General features: G+C 41.0%; 12 protein-coding genes. 3 read left to right on the forward strand and 9 right to left on the reverse strand.

Translation table 11 applies throughout. From position 1 onward, the window contains the following. Window positions 1-238 precede the first annotated feature (238 nt). On the forward strand, window positions 239-1132 hold the full coding sequence (locus FC64_RS02040; RefSeq protein ID WP_057827237.1) for a LysR family transcriptional regulator: 894 nt from the start codon (window positions 239-241) through the stop codon (window positions 1130-1132). Window positions 1133-1187: 55 nt separating this feature from the next. Here FC64_RS02040 and FC64_RS02045 read toward each other — a convergent pair whose 3' ends face one another. Further along, a complete protein-coding gene (locus FC64_RS02045; RefSeq protein ID WP_057906313.1) occupies window positions 1188-3302 on the reverse strand; it encodes a putative ornithine decarboxylase in 2115 nt (704 codons plus the stop codon). A 199-nt stretch (window positions 3303-3501) separates the two neighbouring features. On the opposite strand from FC64_RS02045, the gene FC64_RS02050 reads away from it, so the two are divergent. Further along, window positions 3502-4953, forward strand: coding sequence for an APC family permease (locus FC64_RS02050; RefSeq protein ID WP_057906314.1), 1452 nt, complete (start codon window positions 3502-3504; stop codon window positions 4951-4953). 108 nt (window positions 4954-5061) lie between these two features. Here the strand turns inward: FC64_RS02050 and FC64_RS02055 are convergent, their stop codons facing one another. From FC64_RS02055 to rlmH, 3 genes are all read right to left on the reverse strand, one after another. After that, window positions 5062-5502 (reverse strand): universal stress protein, encoded by a 441-nt coding sequence (locus FC64_RS02055; RefSeq protein ID WP_057906315.1) that lies wholly within the window; start codon window positions 5500-5502, stop codon window positions 5062-5064. A gap of 12 nt (window positions 5503-5514) precedes the next feature. Continuing rightward, complete coding sequence (locus FC64_RS02060; protein WP_057906316.1) at window positions 5515-7068, reverse strand: Nramp family divalent metal transporter; 1554 nt, start codon at window positions 7066-7068, stop codon at window positions 5515-5517. Between the two features lie 116 nt (window positions 7069-7184). After that, window positions 7185-7664: a 23S rRNA (pseudouridine(1915)-N(3))-methyltransferase RlmH gene (gene rlmH, locus FC64_RS02065; protein WP_057906317.1), complete on the reverse strand. Its 480-nt coding sequence runs from the start codon at window positions 7662-7664 to the stop codon at window positions 7185-7187. A 447-nt stretch (window positions 7665-8111) separates the two neighbouring features. Here rlmH and FC64_RS02070 point away from each other — a divergent pair, with 447 nt between their 5' ends. Then, window positions 8112-8297 (forward strand): hypothetical protein, encoded by a 186-nt coding sequence (locus FC64_RS02070; protein WP_057906318.1) that lies wholly within the window; start codon window positions 8112-8114, stop codon window positions 8295-8297. Between the two features lie 165 nt (window positions 8298-8462). Here FC64_RS02070 and FC64_RS02075 read toward each other — a convergent pair whose 3' ends face one another. From FC64_RS02075 to walK, 5 genes are all read right to left on the reverse strand, one after another. Further along, on the reverse strand, window positions 8463-9788 hold the full coding sequence (locus FC64_RS02075) for a S1C family serine protease (RefSeq protein ID WP_057906319.1): 1326 nt from the start codon (window positions 9786-9788) through the stop codon (window positions 8463-8465). Window positions 9789-9996: 208 nt separating this feature from the next. Beyond that, a complete protein-coding gene (locus tag FC64_RS02080; RefSeq protein ID WP_057906320.1) occupies window positions 9997-10785 on the reverse strand; it encodes an MBL fold metallo-hydrolase in 789 nt (262 codons plus the stop codon). A 46-nt stretch (window positions 10786-10831) separates the two neighbouring features. Next, window positions 10832-11626 (reverse strand): two-component system regulatory protein YycI, encoded by a 795-nt coding sequence (locus FC64_RS02085; RefSeq protein WP_057906321.1) that lies wholly within the window; start codon window positions 11624-11626, stop codon window positions 10832-10834. Between the two features lie 15 nt (window positions 11627-11641). After that, window positions 11642-12973, reverse strand: a complete 1332-nt coding sequence (locus FC64_RS02090) for a YycH family regulatory protein (protein WP_057906322.1) — start codon at window positions 12971-12973, stop codon at window positions 11642-11644. Continuing rightward, window positions 12963-14861 carry a cell wall metabolism sensor histidine kinase WalK gene (gene walK / locus FC64_RS02095; RefSeq protein WP_057906323.1) on the reverse strand — a complete coding sequence of 633 codons (1899 nt, stop codon included), beginning with the start codon at window positions 14859-14861 and terminating at the stop codon, window positions 12963-12965. Before walK ends, FC64_RS02090 begins: the two co-directional genes overlap by 11 nt. Window positions 14862-14876: the final 15 nt, after the last annotated feature.

Consider the following 14876-nt stretch of genomic DNA (forward strand, 5'->3'; position numbering starts at 1 on the left):
TGGTACGACAATGAATCAGGCTTCACAGCTCAAATGATCCGTACATTAGAAAAATTTGCAAGCATGCTTAAATAATTAAGCATCCTGAAAGCGAGAAGAGGTTGTGATTTGATCACGACCTCTTTTTTGTTCTTCTTTATCTTTCCCGGATAACCTTCATTCGGACGTTGAATAATCTAAATTAATAATATAAAATAAGATTATAAGTATCGTTTATCTCAATGAAGAAGGTTAAATTATGTTTGATCACAAATTAATCACTTTTTTGACGGTTGCCAAAGTTGGTTCTTACACCAAAGCGGCAGAAGAACTTTACATCAGTCAGCCAGCGGTTTCTCAACAGCTTAAAAATCTTGAAGAAGAACTGAACGTAAAGTTATTTACTTACAAAAAACGAAAGCTTCACCTTACCCAATCAGGTAAGCAGCTTCTATTATTTGTGGAATCGTTGCGTTCCCAAAGCAATAAATTTAAAGAACATTTACATGCGATTCCGAAAAACAAGCGGCCATTACACCTAGCAGCAACCCAATCATTAACCAACTCAATGCTGCCAGACTTAATTTCATTCGTAAACGAACGGCATTCTGAAATTATCCTTCACTGCGATGTTATGAACACAAAGGAATGTCTTGATCAACTTCATTCCGGCAAACTTGATTTTGCCCTGGTTGAAGGAAACTTCGATACCGAACAATTTACGGTCCGGCCATTAATCGATGAACCGTTTATTGCCGTTGCATCCCCGAAATTAGGCCTTGATCCGAATCGGGAATACAAGTTAACGGAATTATTAAACTTTCCGTTGATTTATCGGGAAAGCGGCTCTGGTTCATATGCCATTATGCAACAAATTTTAGGAACCCAAAACTTAAAAGTCAGTGATTTTGATCAACGAACACAAATTAGTAACCCTGAAACCATCAAGCAGGTGCTCGAAATGGGAACCGGAATCAGCTTCATGTACCGGGGAATCGTTGCCCGGCAAATCCATGAAGGCTCATTAATGGAAGTTAAACTTCATGCCATTAACATTACCCATCCAATTTACCTGGTATACCTTAACAATAACTACTTTGAAAAGGAATACTTACAACTACTTGATGAGTGGTTACCAACATATCATGAATAAAATAAATATGACAAAATACAAAAAAGCGGCTGAGATTTTAATCTCAACCGCTTTTTTATTCTTCTTTTAGGACCTCACACTGCACATGAATCTTGCCGTGATCATCTTTTTGATAATAAACTCCTTGAATTTCAGGAACAAACCCGTCAAACCGTTCCATTGCGCCAACTAATGTCTTAAAGTAGTCGCAATCAACTTTTTGCCACCGTTCGCCCGGAGCCACGATAAAGACACCTGGTGGATACGGCAATGCGCCTTCCATTGCAATTCGTCCTTCAACTTTCTCCAAATCACATAACTCACTTTTATTATGCCGAAATGCTAAATCCGCATCGGCCGGCTGCATCTCGTAATTCTGCATGTTTGGCTTTTCAAACAATGCCTGTTGCAACTTAAAGGTCCGGTGTTCGCGATAATATGCATGCATTTCATCACATAACCGTTGAATTGTGTAACCTTGATACCGATCAGCATACTTCCGCGCTAATTTTGGCAAAACTTGTTCCAATGGTGCATCGTTTAAGTATAACTGTTCAAATTCCAATAACGCTGTCATCAACGCGTCCAAATCACTTGGCGTATCGCCTGGTGTCAATAAGAACAGCAACGAATTCAAGTCGGATTTAGCTTTTAAGATTCGGTGTTCAGTCAAAAATTCAGCGACAACCGCTCCTGGAATTCCGTTTTCAGTATATTCTTCATTCTCAACATCAATTCCCGGCGTCATAACCGTTAATTTCAACGGATCAATGATGGCTTCTCCAGAAACTGCCCGCTTGAATCCATGCCAGTTGCTTTCAGATGATAATTGCCAGTATTTCAAATCACTCGCTAATTCGTCGGTTGGAATATCTTCCCAATTACGGCCATCAACCATTTGCGGAACCAGCGGCCGGAATAATTTCGATTCCCGAAGCAGCTTTTTGCGCCATTCGATCCCGCGTTTCAGAATATCATTCCACCATGCTAAATTACTTTTCCCGCTTGCAATGTACGGATTGACCGTCATTGACGCGTACAACGGGTAATTATAGCTGGAAGTTACGTACTTCAAATAGGCATTGTTAAAGTGTTTATGATCAACGTACCGCTTTTGGCCTTTAATATGAGAATCTTTTTTCAAAATTTGAGAAGCCGATCCCATCCCCGTTTGCTGTTTATGAAGCGATTCGGTTACTAAAATTCCAGGATCATCAGGGCCAAAGGCTTGCGCTAACGGCGACAACGGCTTCATCATTTCAATAAACTGTTCAAAGCCACCCCATGCGCAATCAAATAAAACGTAATCACATAACTTCCCAATTCGTTCAAGCATCCACTTAGCGTTGTAAAAAACTCCGTCATACGTTTCGGCTTGAATAACCGCCATCCGGAATGGCCGCTTTTGCGCCGCCTTATCTGGATCAACCTTCGCAGCTTCCTTGCGCAATCTTTCTTCTGTTAAAAATTGCGGATCCATTTCACCAATCAATCCCAAAGCATTTCGATCCGTTGGGATATACACCGGTTTAGCACCATTCATAATTAAAGCGCCGTTATAAAGTGATTTATGGTTATTCCGGTCAAATAAAACTAAATCACCTGGCCGTAAAACCGCACTTGCACAGATGTCATTCGAGCCCGTTGTTCCGTTCGGACAGAAATATGCCTTATCTGCATGGTAAACTTCTGCGGTTTTCTGTTCAGCCTCTAATGGTGACCCGGCATGCGTCATCGTATCACCTAGTTCGGCAACCGTGTCGCTTGTGTCAGCATAAAGCATATTTTCACCGAAAAACCGGTTAAAAACGACTCCGGCTGGATGATTTTCGTTGTATCTTCCATTATGATGTCCGGGAGTAGTAAAACTGATTGGCCGCCGATTTGCAAATTCAATTAGATCAGTTAAAAACCGGGGAACCTCTTTCTTTTCGTACTGCAACGCTGCAGCATCAATTTCCCGGGTAATATCAGCAGCCGGTTGTGTAATATCAACCTTCACAACCGGAATATCCAACATTGATTGGGCTTGCACAACTGCTGCCAGCTGCATTTCATCTTCATTTTCAGCACTGATAACCATGGCGGCTAATTCAGCCCCTTTGAGCGTTGAAGCAAGTTCAACGACCGGCCATTGCTTTGAAACATACTGCATCAAACTTTTCGGAGCAGCAACTTTCAAAATCTTCATTTTCAATCACTCTTTTTCTGAAAAAATCTTTCATAAACATAATTTTTGAATTACACTATTAAAGGTATATCTTTTTTCATATCTAGTATAACAATAGGAGGAATAAAATGCAGTATAATGCTGGTTTTAGCTGGAATAAGGCTCCGGGCAAATCATCCATTACCGAATAAAATTTAATAAAGAGAGGATTTTTCGATTTATGGATGATTTAGCACCGAAAAAACATTATATGAGTTGGCCAGTAATTGCCCTACTGGACTTCGTTACAATCATTAGTTTTGAAAATATTTTCTATCCATTTCAAAACCAAGGGCTTTCAGTTGTTGTTTCATGGATTTTCTTACTTTTCTCGTACGTTATCCCTTATGCTTTGATTGCAACTCAATTGGGATTAACTTTTGGCGGTGAAGAAGCCGGGGGCCTTGCTTCCTGGATTCGCCGCGGGACCCACAGTGATCTTTTCGGATACGTTACATCATGGATGTACTGGACCCAAACAATCCCGTACTTAGTTGACGTTTCAAACTCCGTTGTTGTTTCAATCAGTTGGATCATTTTAGGAAATGCAACCTTGAACCAACACATGTCAACGACAACCTTTGGATTAATGACATTCATTATTATCCTATTGTTCATTATTTTCGAAAACAAAGTTAAAAACTCATTGGAAATTTTGTCGATCATTGGCGGCGGTGCCATGTTCTTGATCTCAATGCTGTTCGTCTTTATGACGGTTTGGGCACTTGCGCACGGCGCACACATCGCAACCCACTTCAGCTGGAGTGCATTCAAGCCAAGCTTTAGTCTGCACTACTTCTCAACGACCGGACTTTTGATCTTTGCAATGTCCGGGGCTGAACTGGCTGCACCGTATATCAGCCGCTTGAAAAATCCACGCAAAGATTTCCATAAAGCAATGTGGGCATTAGCATTAATGACGGCCTTCTTAACGATCTTTGGAACATTGGCATTGGCTGTCTTCTTCAACGCCAACCACATTCCATCAGACTTTAAGATGAACGGTCCGTACTACGCTTTCCGACTTCTTGGAGAACAATGCGGCATGGGTAAGACTTTGATGTATGTCTTTGCCTTTGTTCAACTCTTCTTCATGTTGGCTCAGTTAGCGATCTTAATCGACGCTGCTAGCCGGGTATTCGCAAGTGACACCGCTTCGAAGTACATGCCAAGTTGGTTAACCAAGACCAACAAGAATGGCCGGCCAGTTAACAGTTACATCTTAACTGCCGGCATCAGTTTATTGATCTTGCTTTTGAGTGGAACGTTACCAAGCATCAATTCAATTTACAACTGGTTATTGAACCTGAACGGAATCGTTTCACCATACAAGACCGCCCTTGTCTTCGTCGCATTCATCGCCATTCGCTGGCGCGAAGACGAATTCAAGTCCGATTATGTTTACATTAAAAACCGGAAAGGCGCCCTTGCAATGGGTTGGTGGTGCTTCATCTTCACGTTTGTATGTGCCACCCTTGGATTCATTCCGCAAAATGCTAACCCAGGAACCGCTTCATTCAACCATCAATTGATCATGAATTTCCTGACCGTTGGCTTCCTAATCGTTCTTGGATTCTTGCTTCCTGGATTACGGAAACTTGAAGTTAAACATAAAGGATTAAAAAAAGAATAAAATTAAAATCCATGGTTGAAGCCATGGATTTTTGGTTTACTTAATACCAATTAAAAAGCCCGTAGGAACCCATCTTCGTTCCTGCGAGCTTTATTTGTATATTTTACCTTACCGGACAACTAAAACTGAGATTGGCGAGTATTTTGCCATATAGGCGGCTTGTGAACCAAAGTACTTTTCAAGGCCTTCCTTGGCTAATGCCCCAATGACCAGCAAGTCAGGATTGACTTGCGGGATCACTTTTTTGATAATTGTTTCGCCGGCATCGCCTTCCGCAATCACCGTTTTAACCTTCTTGACCCCTGCTTCAAGGGCAATCTTCCGGTAATCTTCAATGTGTTTCTTTAATTTTTCAACTTGTTGGCGCATGTAATCAGCATCCAACACTTGATAAACGTTCATTTCATCTTTTTCAAGGATCGACGTGATGTATAAGGTCGCATCAAGTTCCTTTGCCCGTTGCATTGCAACTCGGAAAGCAAGTTGTGCGTCGTCCGAATCATCGACCCCCACTAAGATTCGTTTGATATTTTTAATTTTTTCAGCCATTCTTTTTCTCCTCTACTTTTCGTTTGCCTGTGACTGTCTGATTCGCCGATTGCTTGCCCATAATTCAGCAATTACCCAAATCAGCAAAAGAACGATCAGCGTTCCGATAATATCTGCACTAATGTGGCCTAACCAAACTTGGTGCGGTGTCGGATTATCGCTGAAGAAAGCCGTCATTTGATCTGGTAAGCCCTGAAGGTTTAAGAAAATCAAGACAACAACTGAAATCCAGCCGGCAATCTTAACCCATAAACTGTTCCGGAACTGCCCCATTTCGGTTTTACTGTTCGTCAGCATCAATAACGGAACCATTGAGAATGGTAATGCCAATGACAAGAAGACTTGCGAGTTGATCATCAAGTTATTGATTGCAATGTGTTGGTGAGTAACTGATTCGCCGCTCGTCGTCATTACACAAAGGATAACCGGAACAACTGATAATAACCGCGTTACTAATCGCCGGGCCCATAATGGCATCCGCATGTGAACGAAGCCTTCCATGATAACCTGGCCAGTCAACGTTCCCGTAATGGTTGAATTTTGACCTGAAGCTAATAATGCAACCGCGAATAACGTCGATAAAATTCCCGTGCGGGCAACTGACGCTAAAATATGATTATGTAACAAACTTGGACTATTTAATGCATTGAATAAACCAAAGAAGGATGTATCCTTAACTGCACCTGATTTGAAAACCGCGACCCCCATGACCAAGAGCAATGCATTTACGAAGAATGCAGCGGTTAACTGAATGTTTGAGTCCCATGTTGTAAACTTGATCGTTCGCTTGATGTCTTCATCACTCGCGTGATCAAGTTCACGGGTTTGTGAAATTGATGAGTGAAGATACAAATTGTGCGGCATCACGGTTGCCCCAATGATTCCCAAAGCACCGGTCAATGGTGTTTCCCCGTTAATTGACGGATGACTTGCCATTACGCCTGCACTTGGAATTAAGCCTTTAATTGCAGCTCCCCAGTTTGGATCTGATAAGATTACTTCATATGCAAAAACAAAAAGAATCACACAGATCAAGCAAACAACGATTGCTTCAATTTTACGGAATCCGATTTTGGCAAGTAACAAAAGAAGCAAAACATCGAATACGGTAATGAAGACCGCGATCATTAATGGAATATGGAAAAGCAGATTCAACGCAATTGCCGCCCCAATAACTTCCGCAATATCCGTTGCCATGATCGCCATTTCGGTCAGTAACCACAAGATAATTCCAAGGGTCCGACTTGTACGAGCCCGAATCGCTTGCGCAAGGTCCATTTGGGTTACGATTCCCAATTTAGCTGCCATGTATTGCAAAAGCATCGCAATCAAACTTGACAGTAAGATAATTGACATCAGCAAGTATTGGAAGTTTTGCCCTCCAGTAATTGATGTTGCCCAGTTACCGGGATCCATGTAGCCAACCGCAACAAGTGCACCTGGTCCGGAATATGCTAATAAGGTTCGCCAAAATCCTTTTCCCTTTGGAACATGAACGGTTCCGTTGATTTCTTCCAACGACTTTCCGTTCGCATACTCGATAAGATGATGTTTCTCTTCAACCATCTCTTTCACCCTTCCTATTAATTTTTACAATTATTATGGTATATAAAACCAATAGTTTTGGCAAGCCTAACTTTTTCAAATTTCAGCCTATTCGCCTAACTTACCGCCGATTATCTTTACTTATGGTACGGCGCTCCCGCATTGATCATGAACGCCCGGTAGATCTGTTCGGTCAAAACTAACCGCATTAATTGGTGCGGCATTGTAAAACGTCCAAATGAAATCTGTGTATTGGCCCGCTTTAAAACTGCTGGTGATAACCCTAATGAACCACCAATTACGAACGTGATGTCGCTTGTTCCGTAAGTTGTCAGCTCTTTGATTTCTTCCGCAAAATTCTCAGAAGTTCGTTCCTTTCCTAAAATTGCCAGCGCATAAACGTATTCCTTATCCTTGATTTTTGATAAGATCCGTTCGCCTTCGATTTCTTTAACCTTTTCTATTTCTGCATCACTTAACTTTTCCGGCGCCTTTTCATCCGGAACCTCAACAATTTGGAACTTACAGAACTTGCTTAAGCGCTTAGCATATTCTGCAATTCCTTGTTTAAAGTATTTTTCTTTTAATTTACCAACACAAACAATTTTGATATTCAATGCTCATCAACTCTTTTCCACAAAGTTATCCACATATTCACAATTATCTAATCAATATCTTGTACGAACAAAAATTCGCCCCCATATTTAGAATTTAAAATTTTCATTGTCCACAATTCCGAAACTATATTCATTTCCTTTAATCACCGTGAAACATTTTCAAAAGTCTCTATTTTATAGCAAGTTCCACGCATTAAGGCAAACTAATTTCAACACTTTTGCACAACTGTTCACAACTTTGTGGATAACTTTTAAATTTTTCCTGTGTGTTTTTCACCAGAATTTTGGGGACAAATTGGGGATAACTTCCGTTTTACTGGTTAAATTATACGCATTTTTCAACCCTTCACGCAACTTTTGCCATTTCATACCCGAACAAACGTGACGCCAAGTATTTTTGCTTAACAGTCGCAATCCCTTATAATATAAGTGAAAGAAGGCTTTCAGATGGCAGAAATGTTAACCAAAACGCTTGAACTGGTCAAGGTTCCATCATTCAATCCTGGAATTATTGGTTCATCTTCAAATTACATTGTGCGTTGCATTAAATGTGGTCATACCCAAGAAATCAACGCTGCTTTTTGGAAAGACTATGTGCAACATCCATATTGCAAATATTGTGATCAGTATTAAAAAGAGGCTGTGACGTAAGGTAAGTCACAGCCTCTTCACTTATTATAATCGGATTCCAAAACAAACGGAGCTACGACGCGAAGCTAGTAAAGTTCGAAAACTCCCAAATCTATGCGTTTTTCTGCTTTCCGTCACGCTCGTTTTTGACGTTTTGTCACCCCTTACTTAATTTCCATCTTCATTTGTTGCTGCCGTCGTATTTTGATCGTTGGCTTCAAGCGTTAATCGGACCTTGGTCGTCTTTTCCTGACCGTTATGATAATATCCGATCTCAACGGTACTTCCAAGTTTATGGGCATAAAGCGCCTCACGTAAACTTGCTAAGCCAGTAACTTTTTTACCGCCCAGACTAATAATTACATCGCCTTTTTGAATTCCTGACCCCTTCAACGGCGAGTTATCGTTGATCTTGGCAACCACGATTCCACCCGTCACGCTTGACGGAAGGTTCAAGATACTTTGTTGTTGTTCTTCCGGAATATTAGCTAAGTCGATCAATGAAATTCCAAGCGCTGGTCGAATCACCTTGCCGTTCGCAACTAACTGATTGATAATTGAAACCACTTCGTTACTTGGAATTGCAAAGCCCATTCCTTCGACCGAAGTTGATGAACCTGAGCCTGTCCCTGTACTTGAAAGTTTCATCGAGTTGATTCCAATCACCTGACCGGCTAAGTTGATCAATGGTCCCCCTGAATTTCCAGGGTTAATGGCCGCGTCAGTTTGAATAACCGTTTCTTGACCCGTTGTCACTCCTTGGCTATTCGTAACGTCGATCGTCCGCTTCTTAGCAGAGATAATTCCTTCCGTTAATGAAGTTGCATATTCAGACCCCAATGGCGAGCCAATCGCAAGGGCAGTCTGTCCAACCTGGATATCATCTGAATTTCCAAAGGAAGCAACTTCCGTTACATCTTGAGCATTGATCTTCAAGACCGCTAAATCAGAAATTGCATCATGGCCCACAACTGTTGCCGGCAATTTCTTTCCGTTACTCATTAACACTTCAACCTTATTCGACCCCGCAATAACATGATTGTTCGTAACGATAAATGCTGTATTCCCCGTCTTTTTGTAAATGACCCCTGAGCCTTCGCTTTCAGAAGTCTCCTTGGCACTCTTTCCGCCGCCAAAGTTTCCAAAAAGCGAATCCAATGAGTTGTCTGATGAAGAATATGCTTCAACTGAAACCACGGCATTTTTAACCTTATTAAATGCCTTTGTTGCTTGATTGGTTTCCGTTACCTTGATGTTACTTGTAACAATTTTTCCTTTCCGGTTATCCTGGGTTACCGCTTGACTAGAATACCGGTTATAAACTGCACATCCGCCAATCACGATTCCGCCGCCAAGGATTCCGCCGGCCAATGCCACCAAAAAGACCTTTTTCAACGACATTGTTTTTTTCTTCGGTCGTTGGGGTGTCGGTTGCGGTTGTTCGATCTGATTATTTTCTGTGTAATCACCGCTATATTGATTTTTGTCACCCATTAAGATCCACTCCCTTCTAACTTACTTTGATATCTCAAATTATAAAAACTAAATTTGAACACTTTATGAATAATATTCGTAAAATATCAAAGAAATTTAAACCTAAATATAAGAAAAAGTAATCGATGATTTAACCTTGTTTTCTTACTTAAAAAGACCACGACGAAGGTCGTAGTCTTAATTAAAACTGATTTCAATTACCAATTAATTATAATTTCATTAGCGTAGTCGCCTGATCTGGACTGGTATCCCAAAGATGAAAATCATGTTCAACAGCTAAATCATGTTGCTTCATAATATTTTCAACCGTAAGATGCGCTAGTTCCTTAATATTGTTTTCCTTGCTTAAATGACCAAGAAAAATTTGTTTGGTATCATTGCCCAAAACATTGATTAACGCTCGAGCTCCATCTTCATTTGAAAGGTGACCGGTATCACCCATGATTCGTTGCTTTAATGCCCATGGATAAGGCCCCATTCGCAACATTTCCGTATCATGATTACATTCCATCAAAATCGCTTCGGCATCCTGAATAACACCCTCGACTCTTTCGGAAACGTATCCTGTATCAGTAACAATTGCAAACGAATGGCCTGCATGGTGTACCTCATAAAATTGCGGATCAGCTGCATCATGCGATACTCCGAAACTTTCAACATCAAGATCGCCTAATGACAATACTTTCCCCGCTTCTAAAAGATGCTTCTGTGCCGGTTTGATTTCACCAATTTTTGGCGCCATAGCATCCCATGTCTTCTGGTTAGCATACACATCCATTCCATAACGCCGGGCCAAAACGCCGACACCCTTACTATGATCTGTATGTTCATGCGTCACAAATAAACTATCAACATCATTTAACGTCCGTCCAATCGAGTTCATGAGTTCCTCGATTTTCTTTCCGGACAAGCCTGCATCAATTAAAATCTGATGTTCAGGCGTTTCGATGTACGTTGCATTTCCCGTACTTCCGCTTGCAAGGATACTGACTTGCATTACATCTTCTTGATTTTCCGTTTCGATCCGCCCCTTTCATTTCAGATTAATTATCATCCATCACCGCTCCGGTAAAGGCATTGATTCGCCGGTAAATAATCGTTCCAGAAGCGTTGTTTTTAATTTCAAAAACCCAAGTTGGAATGTAAACCGTATTTCCGTTAACCGTCAGCATTTTTGAATATGCCAGGTTACTTGATTCAACCGTTGAATTGCTCGGAAGCTTATTATACTGGTATAGCCAAATCAAAGCCCGTTTTTGACTCAGAGTTTTCCGCGCCCCGCGCAACGTTTGCAAATTATCAAGGTGTCCCTGAGTATATCCTTGAACATAACCATTTTTTAAATGGAACCGAATTTGCCCGCCATTATCATAAAACGGTTCATCATTGACTTTTTGAGTATAAACAATCGTATCCTTTGTTGAAAGGGCCTTACTGTATTGATAATCTTTCCCGTCAACGATTTGATTGGGATCATTCACGATCGATTTCAAAACCTTTTGCGGGTTATCAGCATTGACCTTGATCATCGTTGCAAAAGTTGAATTTAGCAGATTGCCGTTCATGCTCCAACTTTGATAACGAAGTTGACCAGCCTTATTTTTTAAATCATCATTATTGGGGCTTGAAACATAGTATCCCGTCCCCGTTTCATTTGACGTTTCACCAATCGTAATCTGATCATCCCGCATGCTTTTCAGCACTGACACCGTGGTGTTCTCGGGATGATTGACCGTTGCATCCATTATTGGACCCTGCTTAAAATATGAAGAAACAAGAAAGACGTCTAGCATAATAAACGCGACAAAGAAGATCCATTCAATTCGTTTAAAATTCATTCTTGCTCCTCCTAACTAATGATTCTGACTTAATGTTTGGTAATCGATCCAGTTACCGTTATACCGGATAAAGTACGTCGGTGTCAGATCAACAACCATTTGTGAACCCGCATTTTGGGTCCATTGATAACCGACAATAATGCTCTTCACTTTTCCCAGGTTATAATTTTTGTCCTTCAACGTTTGCAAAACTTGACTGGTTGGCGGCAAATTAACGGTTTGGTTATTATTCGGTAATGGAACTTGCAAATCATCAACTGAGAACCGGTATTCGGTTGCGCCATTCGGTTGCATTCCGATCTCATACGTCCCATAAAAGTTCGGTGAAATAATCGGGTACCCATTAATGTAACTTTGATATGTTACTTGGTAATGGTTTTCATCATAATTTTGATACCGAACATCGTCCAATGAGACTCCTAGATGACTTAAATTATCAAAGCCGTTTTTAAGGGCATCATTAAAACTGATCTTTTTGTCTTCATTTGCACGGCCTTCACGCGCATAGTTGACCGTTCCATCCTTGCTGTTAATAACCAATCGTTGCCCATTATCCGTCGTATACGTTGTTACCCCATTATGTTCCTTAGTTGCAATCGAATTTGAACTTGAAGCCCCCAATAAGTGAGTCACAAATAAACTCGAATTTTCCTTATTGATCAAGTAGCTGTATTTCGGAACCGTAACACCCTTCGGATAATTCTTAATATAACGGCCCTTACTGATCTCCTGATATTCGATCGGGGTTTGTTGAATATCCTTTGCCGTTACCCGCCGGTATACTTCAGCTGGGATTGAAGTCTTCAACCGCAACTTATATACCTTGTAGTTCACGTCATTTAACAAATAAATTTCCCGGTGATTGGCTGTCGGAAGCACAATATGCTGAAATCGCTGATTTTCATACTGCTTGGCAATATCTGAACGTCTAATCAGTTTTTCAAAAAGTCCAATCGATACCTGATTTGAATATGACAAAATGATGTTGTCATTTTCAAGTAAATCCTTACGGTACGTATTAAAATCCTTATCATTTTGAACAGTGATCTGCTGAACCTCGATCTTTCGCAGATCCTTGCAAAGGTCACTGATCAAATTATCCTTACTGCTCGTTAGTTGAATCTGCTGCTTATTTTGCGTTATTGCAATTCCCGTTGGCGAATAGACATCGGCAAGGTCATAGTGAACCGTTGCATCTGCTGAATTGCCGGATTCATTCGTCGTTGTCGTTTGAGTTGTATTCCGATGAAAAGTTGCTGGATCAATCCAAATAATGGCTGAGAAAACTAAACTGATGACCACTGCAATCAAAAGGCCAATGTGCAACAAATATTTTTTAATTTTCATCCCAAAGATCCTCCTCGTCATCGTCATATTCATGGTATGGAAGAGAGATGTAAAATGTCGTTCCCTGACCTTCAACACTGTCGGCCCAAATTTTACCGTGGTGCATTTCAATAACTTCCTTTGAAATGGCCAGTCCTAAGCCGGTTCCGCCTTGAGCGCGTGACCGCGCCTTATCAACGCGGAAGAACCGGTCAAAGACATGATTCAAATCTTTCTTCGGAATTCCTAATCCCTGGTCTGAAATACTCAAAATAACGTGGTTTTGGGTTTCTAATAGCCGGCATGTAATTACCCCACCATTTGGCGAGTACTTAATCGCATTATTCATAATATTATCAATTACCTGAATAAATTTATCCGTATCAATCTCAACCCAAAGGTCCTTCTTCGTAAAGTCGCGTTTGATCGTATAGTTTTTTGACTTGGTTGAATGCGTATCGTTATTATCCTTTTCAAGCATCATTTCAAACCGGTCAAGAACATAGTTGAACAGTTCATTCAAGTTGACCAGTTCAAGATCAAGCTTGACCCTGCCAGAATCCATCCGCGATAGTTTCAACAAATCATTGATCATCCGAATCATCCGGTCCGTTTCCTCTTGCGTAACCTTCAAGAAGGATGGAGCTACTTCCGGATCTTTCCATGCACCGTCATTTAACGCCTCAATATAACTCCGCATACTTGTCAATGGGGTCCGCAATTCGTGTGAAACGTTTGAAACAAATTGCCGCAATTCACGGTCAATTTTTTCCTGTTCGGTTACATCTCGCAAGACACAAACAATTCCCGAAATAAAGCCAGATTCCCGTTGAATAAGCGAGAAGTACGCATGCAAAATTTGATCATGGTCATCCGCTGACATATCTAGCGTAATTTCCTCTTGATTTTCAAGTAAATCATGCAATGTGTGATCTTCACGAATATCAAGAACATCTAAAATTGATTTGCCAAGGGTATCTTCTTCATTCACATCAAGATAATCACATGCTGCCTGATTAATAATGTTAACTTTTCCGCGGCGGTTTGTCGCAATAACTCCATCAGACATGTGAGTCAGAACCGAATCCAACCGTCGCCGCTCAGACTCTGATTGTTCCTGCGACTCTTCAACCCGTACTGAAAGGTTGTTAACGGCTTCTGCCAATTGCCCCAGTTCGTCTTTCCCGTATACATGAACTTGCCCCGAATAATCCCCCTTCGCGATCCGGGCAGTTTGCTTTTTCATTTCATCGATTGGTCTAGTGATCGCACTTGATAAAATAATTGCTAACAAAAGACCGATGACCGTCGCTATCAACGCCGCCGTGGCAAAAATTGCAGTTACATTGTTTAATGAATCATAAACGCTCTCAAGGCTGGCACGGATATAAACCGCCCCCACAACCGCGTTCGTATTCCCCGTCGAGCTGAATAACGGGGTAATTGAAATATAATACCGTTTATTGTCGCTGCGATCATACGTCATTTTTGAATATGTCCGCCCGTTATATAAAACCTGTTTAATGTCGCTATCAGTTGTCCGCTGTCCGACTAAAGAACGCTTATCAACGTCGTTATCGCCCCGAATATTTCCTTTTGCATCAACAACCTGAACATCGGTAATGTTGCTGTTATTAACGTCTTCCAAAATCATTCGAATCTTGGCATTCGCTTTTTGCGTGTCGCTTGAACTCAAATTTTGGGCAAGGGAATTATCAACGTACGACGACAATTCGACCCGTTGTTTAAATGTTTTTAAATTATCACTTTTCAATCGCTGAATAAAAACAGCCCCGACAATTTGAAACGCAATTAACAGTAAAAGCGCAAATACCAGGGCAATTTTAAAGTGGATCGATTGGAAAAAGTGAAGTTTTTCTTCTTTAACGTTTTGCTTTTCTTCACTCACTTTGATCTCAATCCT

The sequence above is a fragment of the Ligilactobacillus araffinosus DSM 20653 genome, from assembly GCF_001435375.1.
GTDB classification, from domain to species: Bacteria; Bacillota; Bacilli; order Lactobacillales; family Lactobacillaceae; genus Ligilactobacillus; species Ligilactobacillus araffinosus.

Bases quoted from the DNA above. Each gene is read 5' to 3' on its own strand.
- FC64_RS02050 (WP_057906314.1), top strand. From the start codon at position 3,502: ATGGATGATTTAGCACCGAAAAAACATTATATGAGTTGGCCAGTAATT.
- FC64_RS02040 (WP_057827237.1), top strand. From the start codon at position 239: ATGTTTGATCACAAATTAATCACTTTTTTGACGGTTGCCAAAGTTGGT.
- FC64_RS02090 (WP_057906322.1), bottom strand. From the start codon at position 12,973: ATGAAAATTAAAAAATATTTGTTGCACATTGGCCTTTTGATTGCAGTG.
- FC64_RS02060 (WP_057906316.1), bottom strand. From the start codon at position 7,068: ATGGTTGAAGAGAAACATCATCTTATCGAGTATGCGAACGGAAAGTCG.
- FC64_RS02080 (WP_057906320.1), bottom strand. From the start codon at position 10,785: ATGCAAGTCAGTATCCTTGCAAGCGGAAGTACGGGAAATGCAACGTAC.
- FC64_RS02055 (WP_057906315.1), bottom strand. From the start codon at position 5,502: ATGGCTGAAAAAATTAAAAATATCAAACGAATCTTAGTGGGGGTCGAT.
- FC64_RS02075 (WP_057906319.1), bottom strand. From the start codon at position 9,788: ATGGGTGACAAAAATCAATATAGCGGTGATTACACAGAAAATAATCAG.
- FC64_RS02070 (WP_057906318.1), top strand. From the start codon at position 8,112: ATGGCAGAAATGTTAACCAAAACGCTTGAACTGGTCAAGGTTCCATCA.
- FC64_RS02085 (WP_057906321.1), bottom strand. From the start codon at position 11,626: ATGAATTTTAAACGAATTGAATGGATCTTCTTTGTCGCGTTTATTATG.
- FC64_RS02045 (WP_057906313.1), bottom strand. From the start codon at position 3,302: ATGAAGATTTTGAAAGTTGCTGCTCCGAAAAGTTTGATGCAGTATGTT.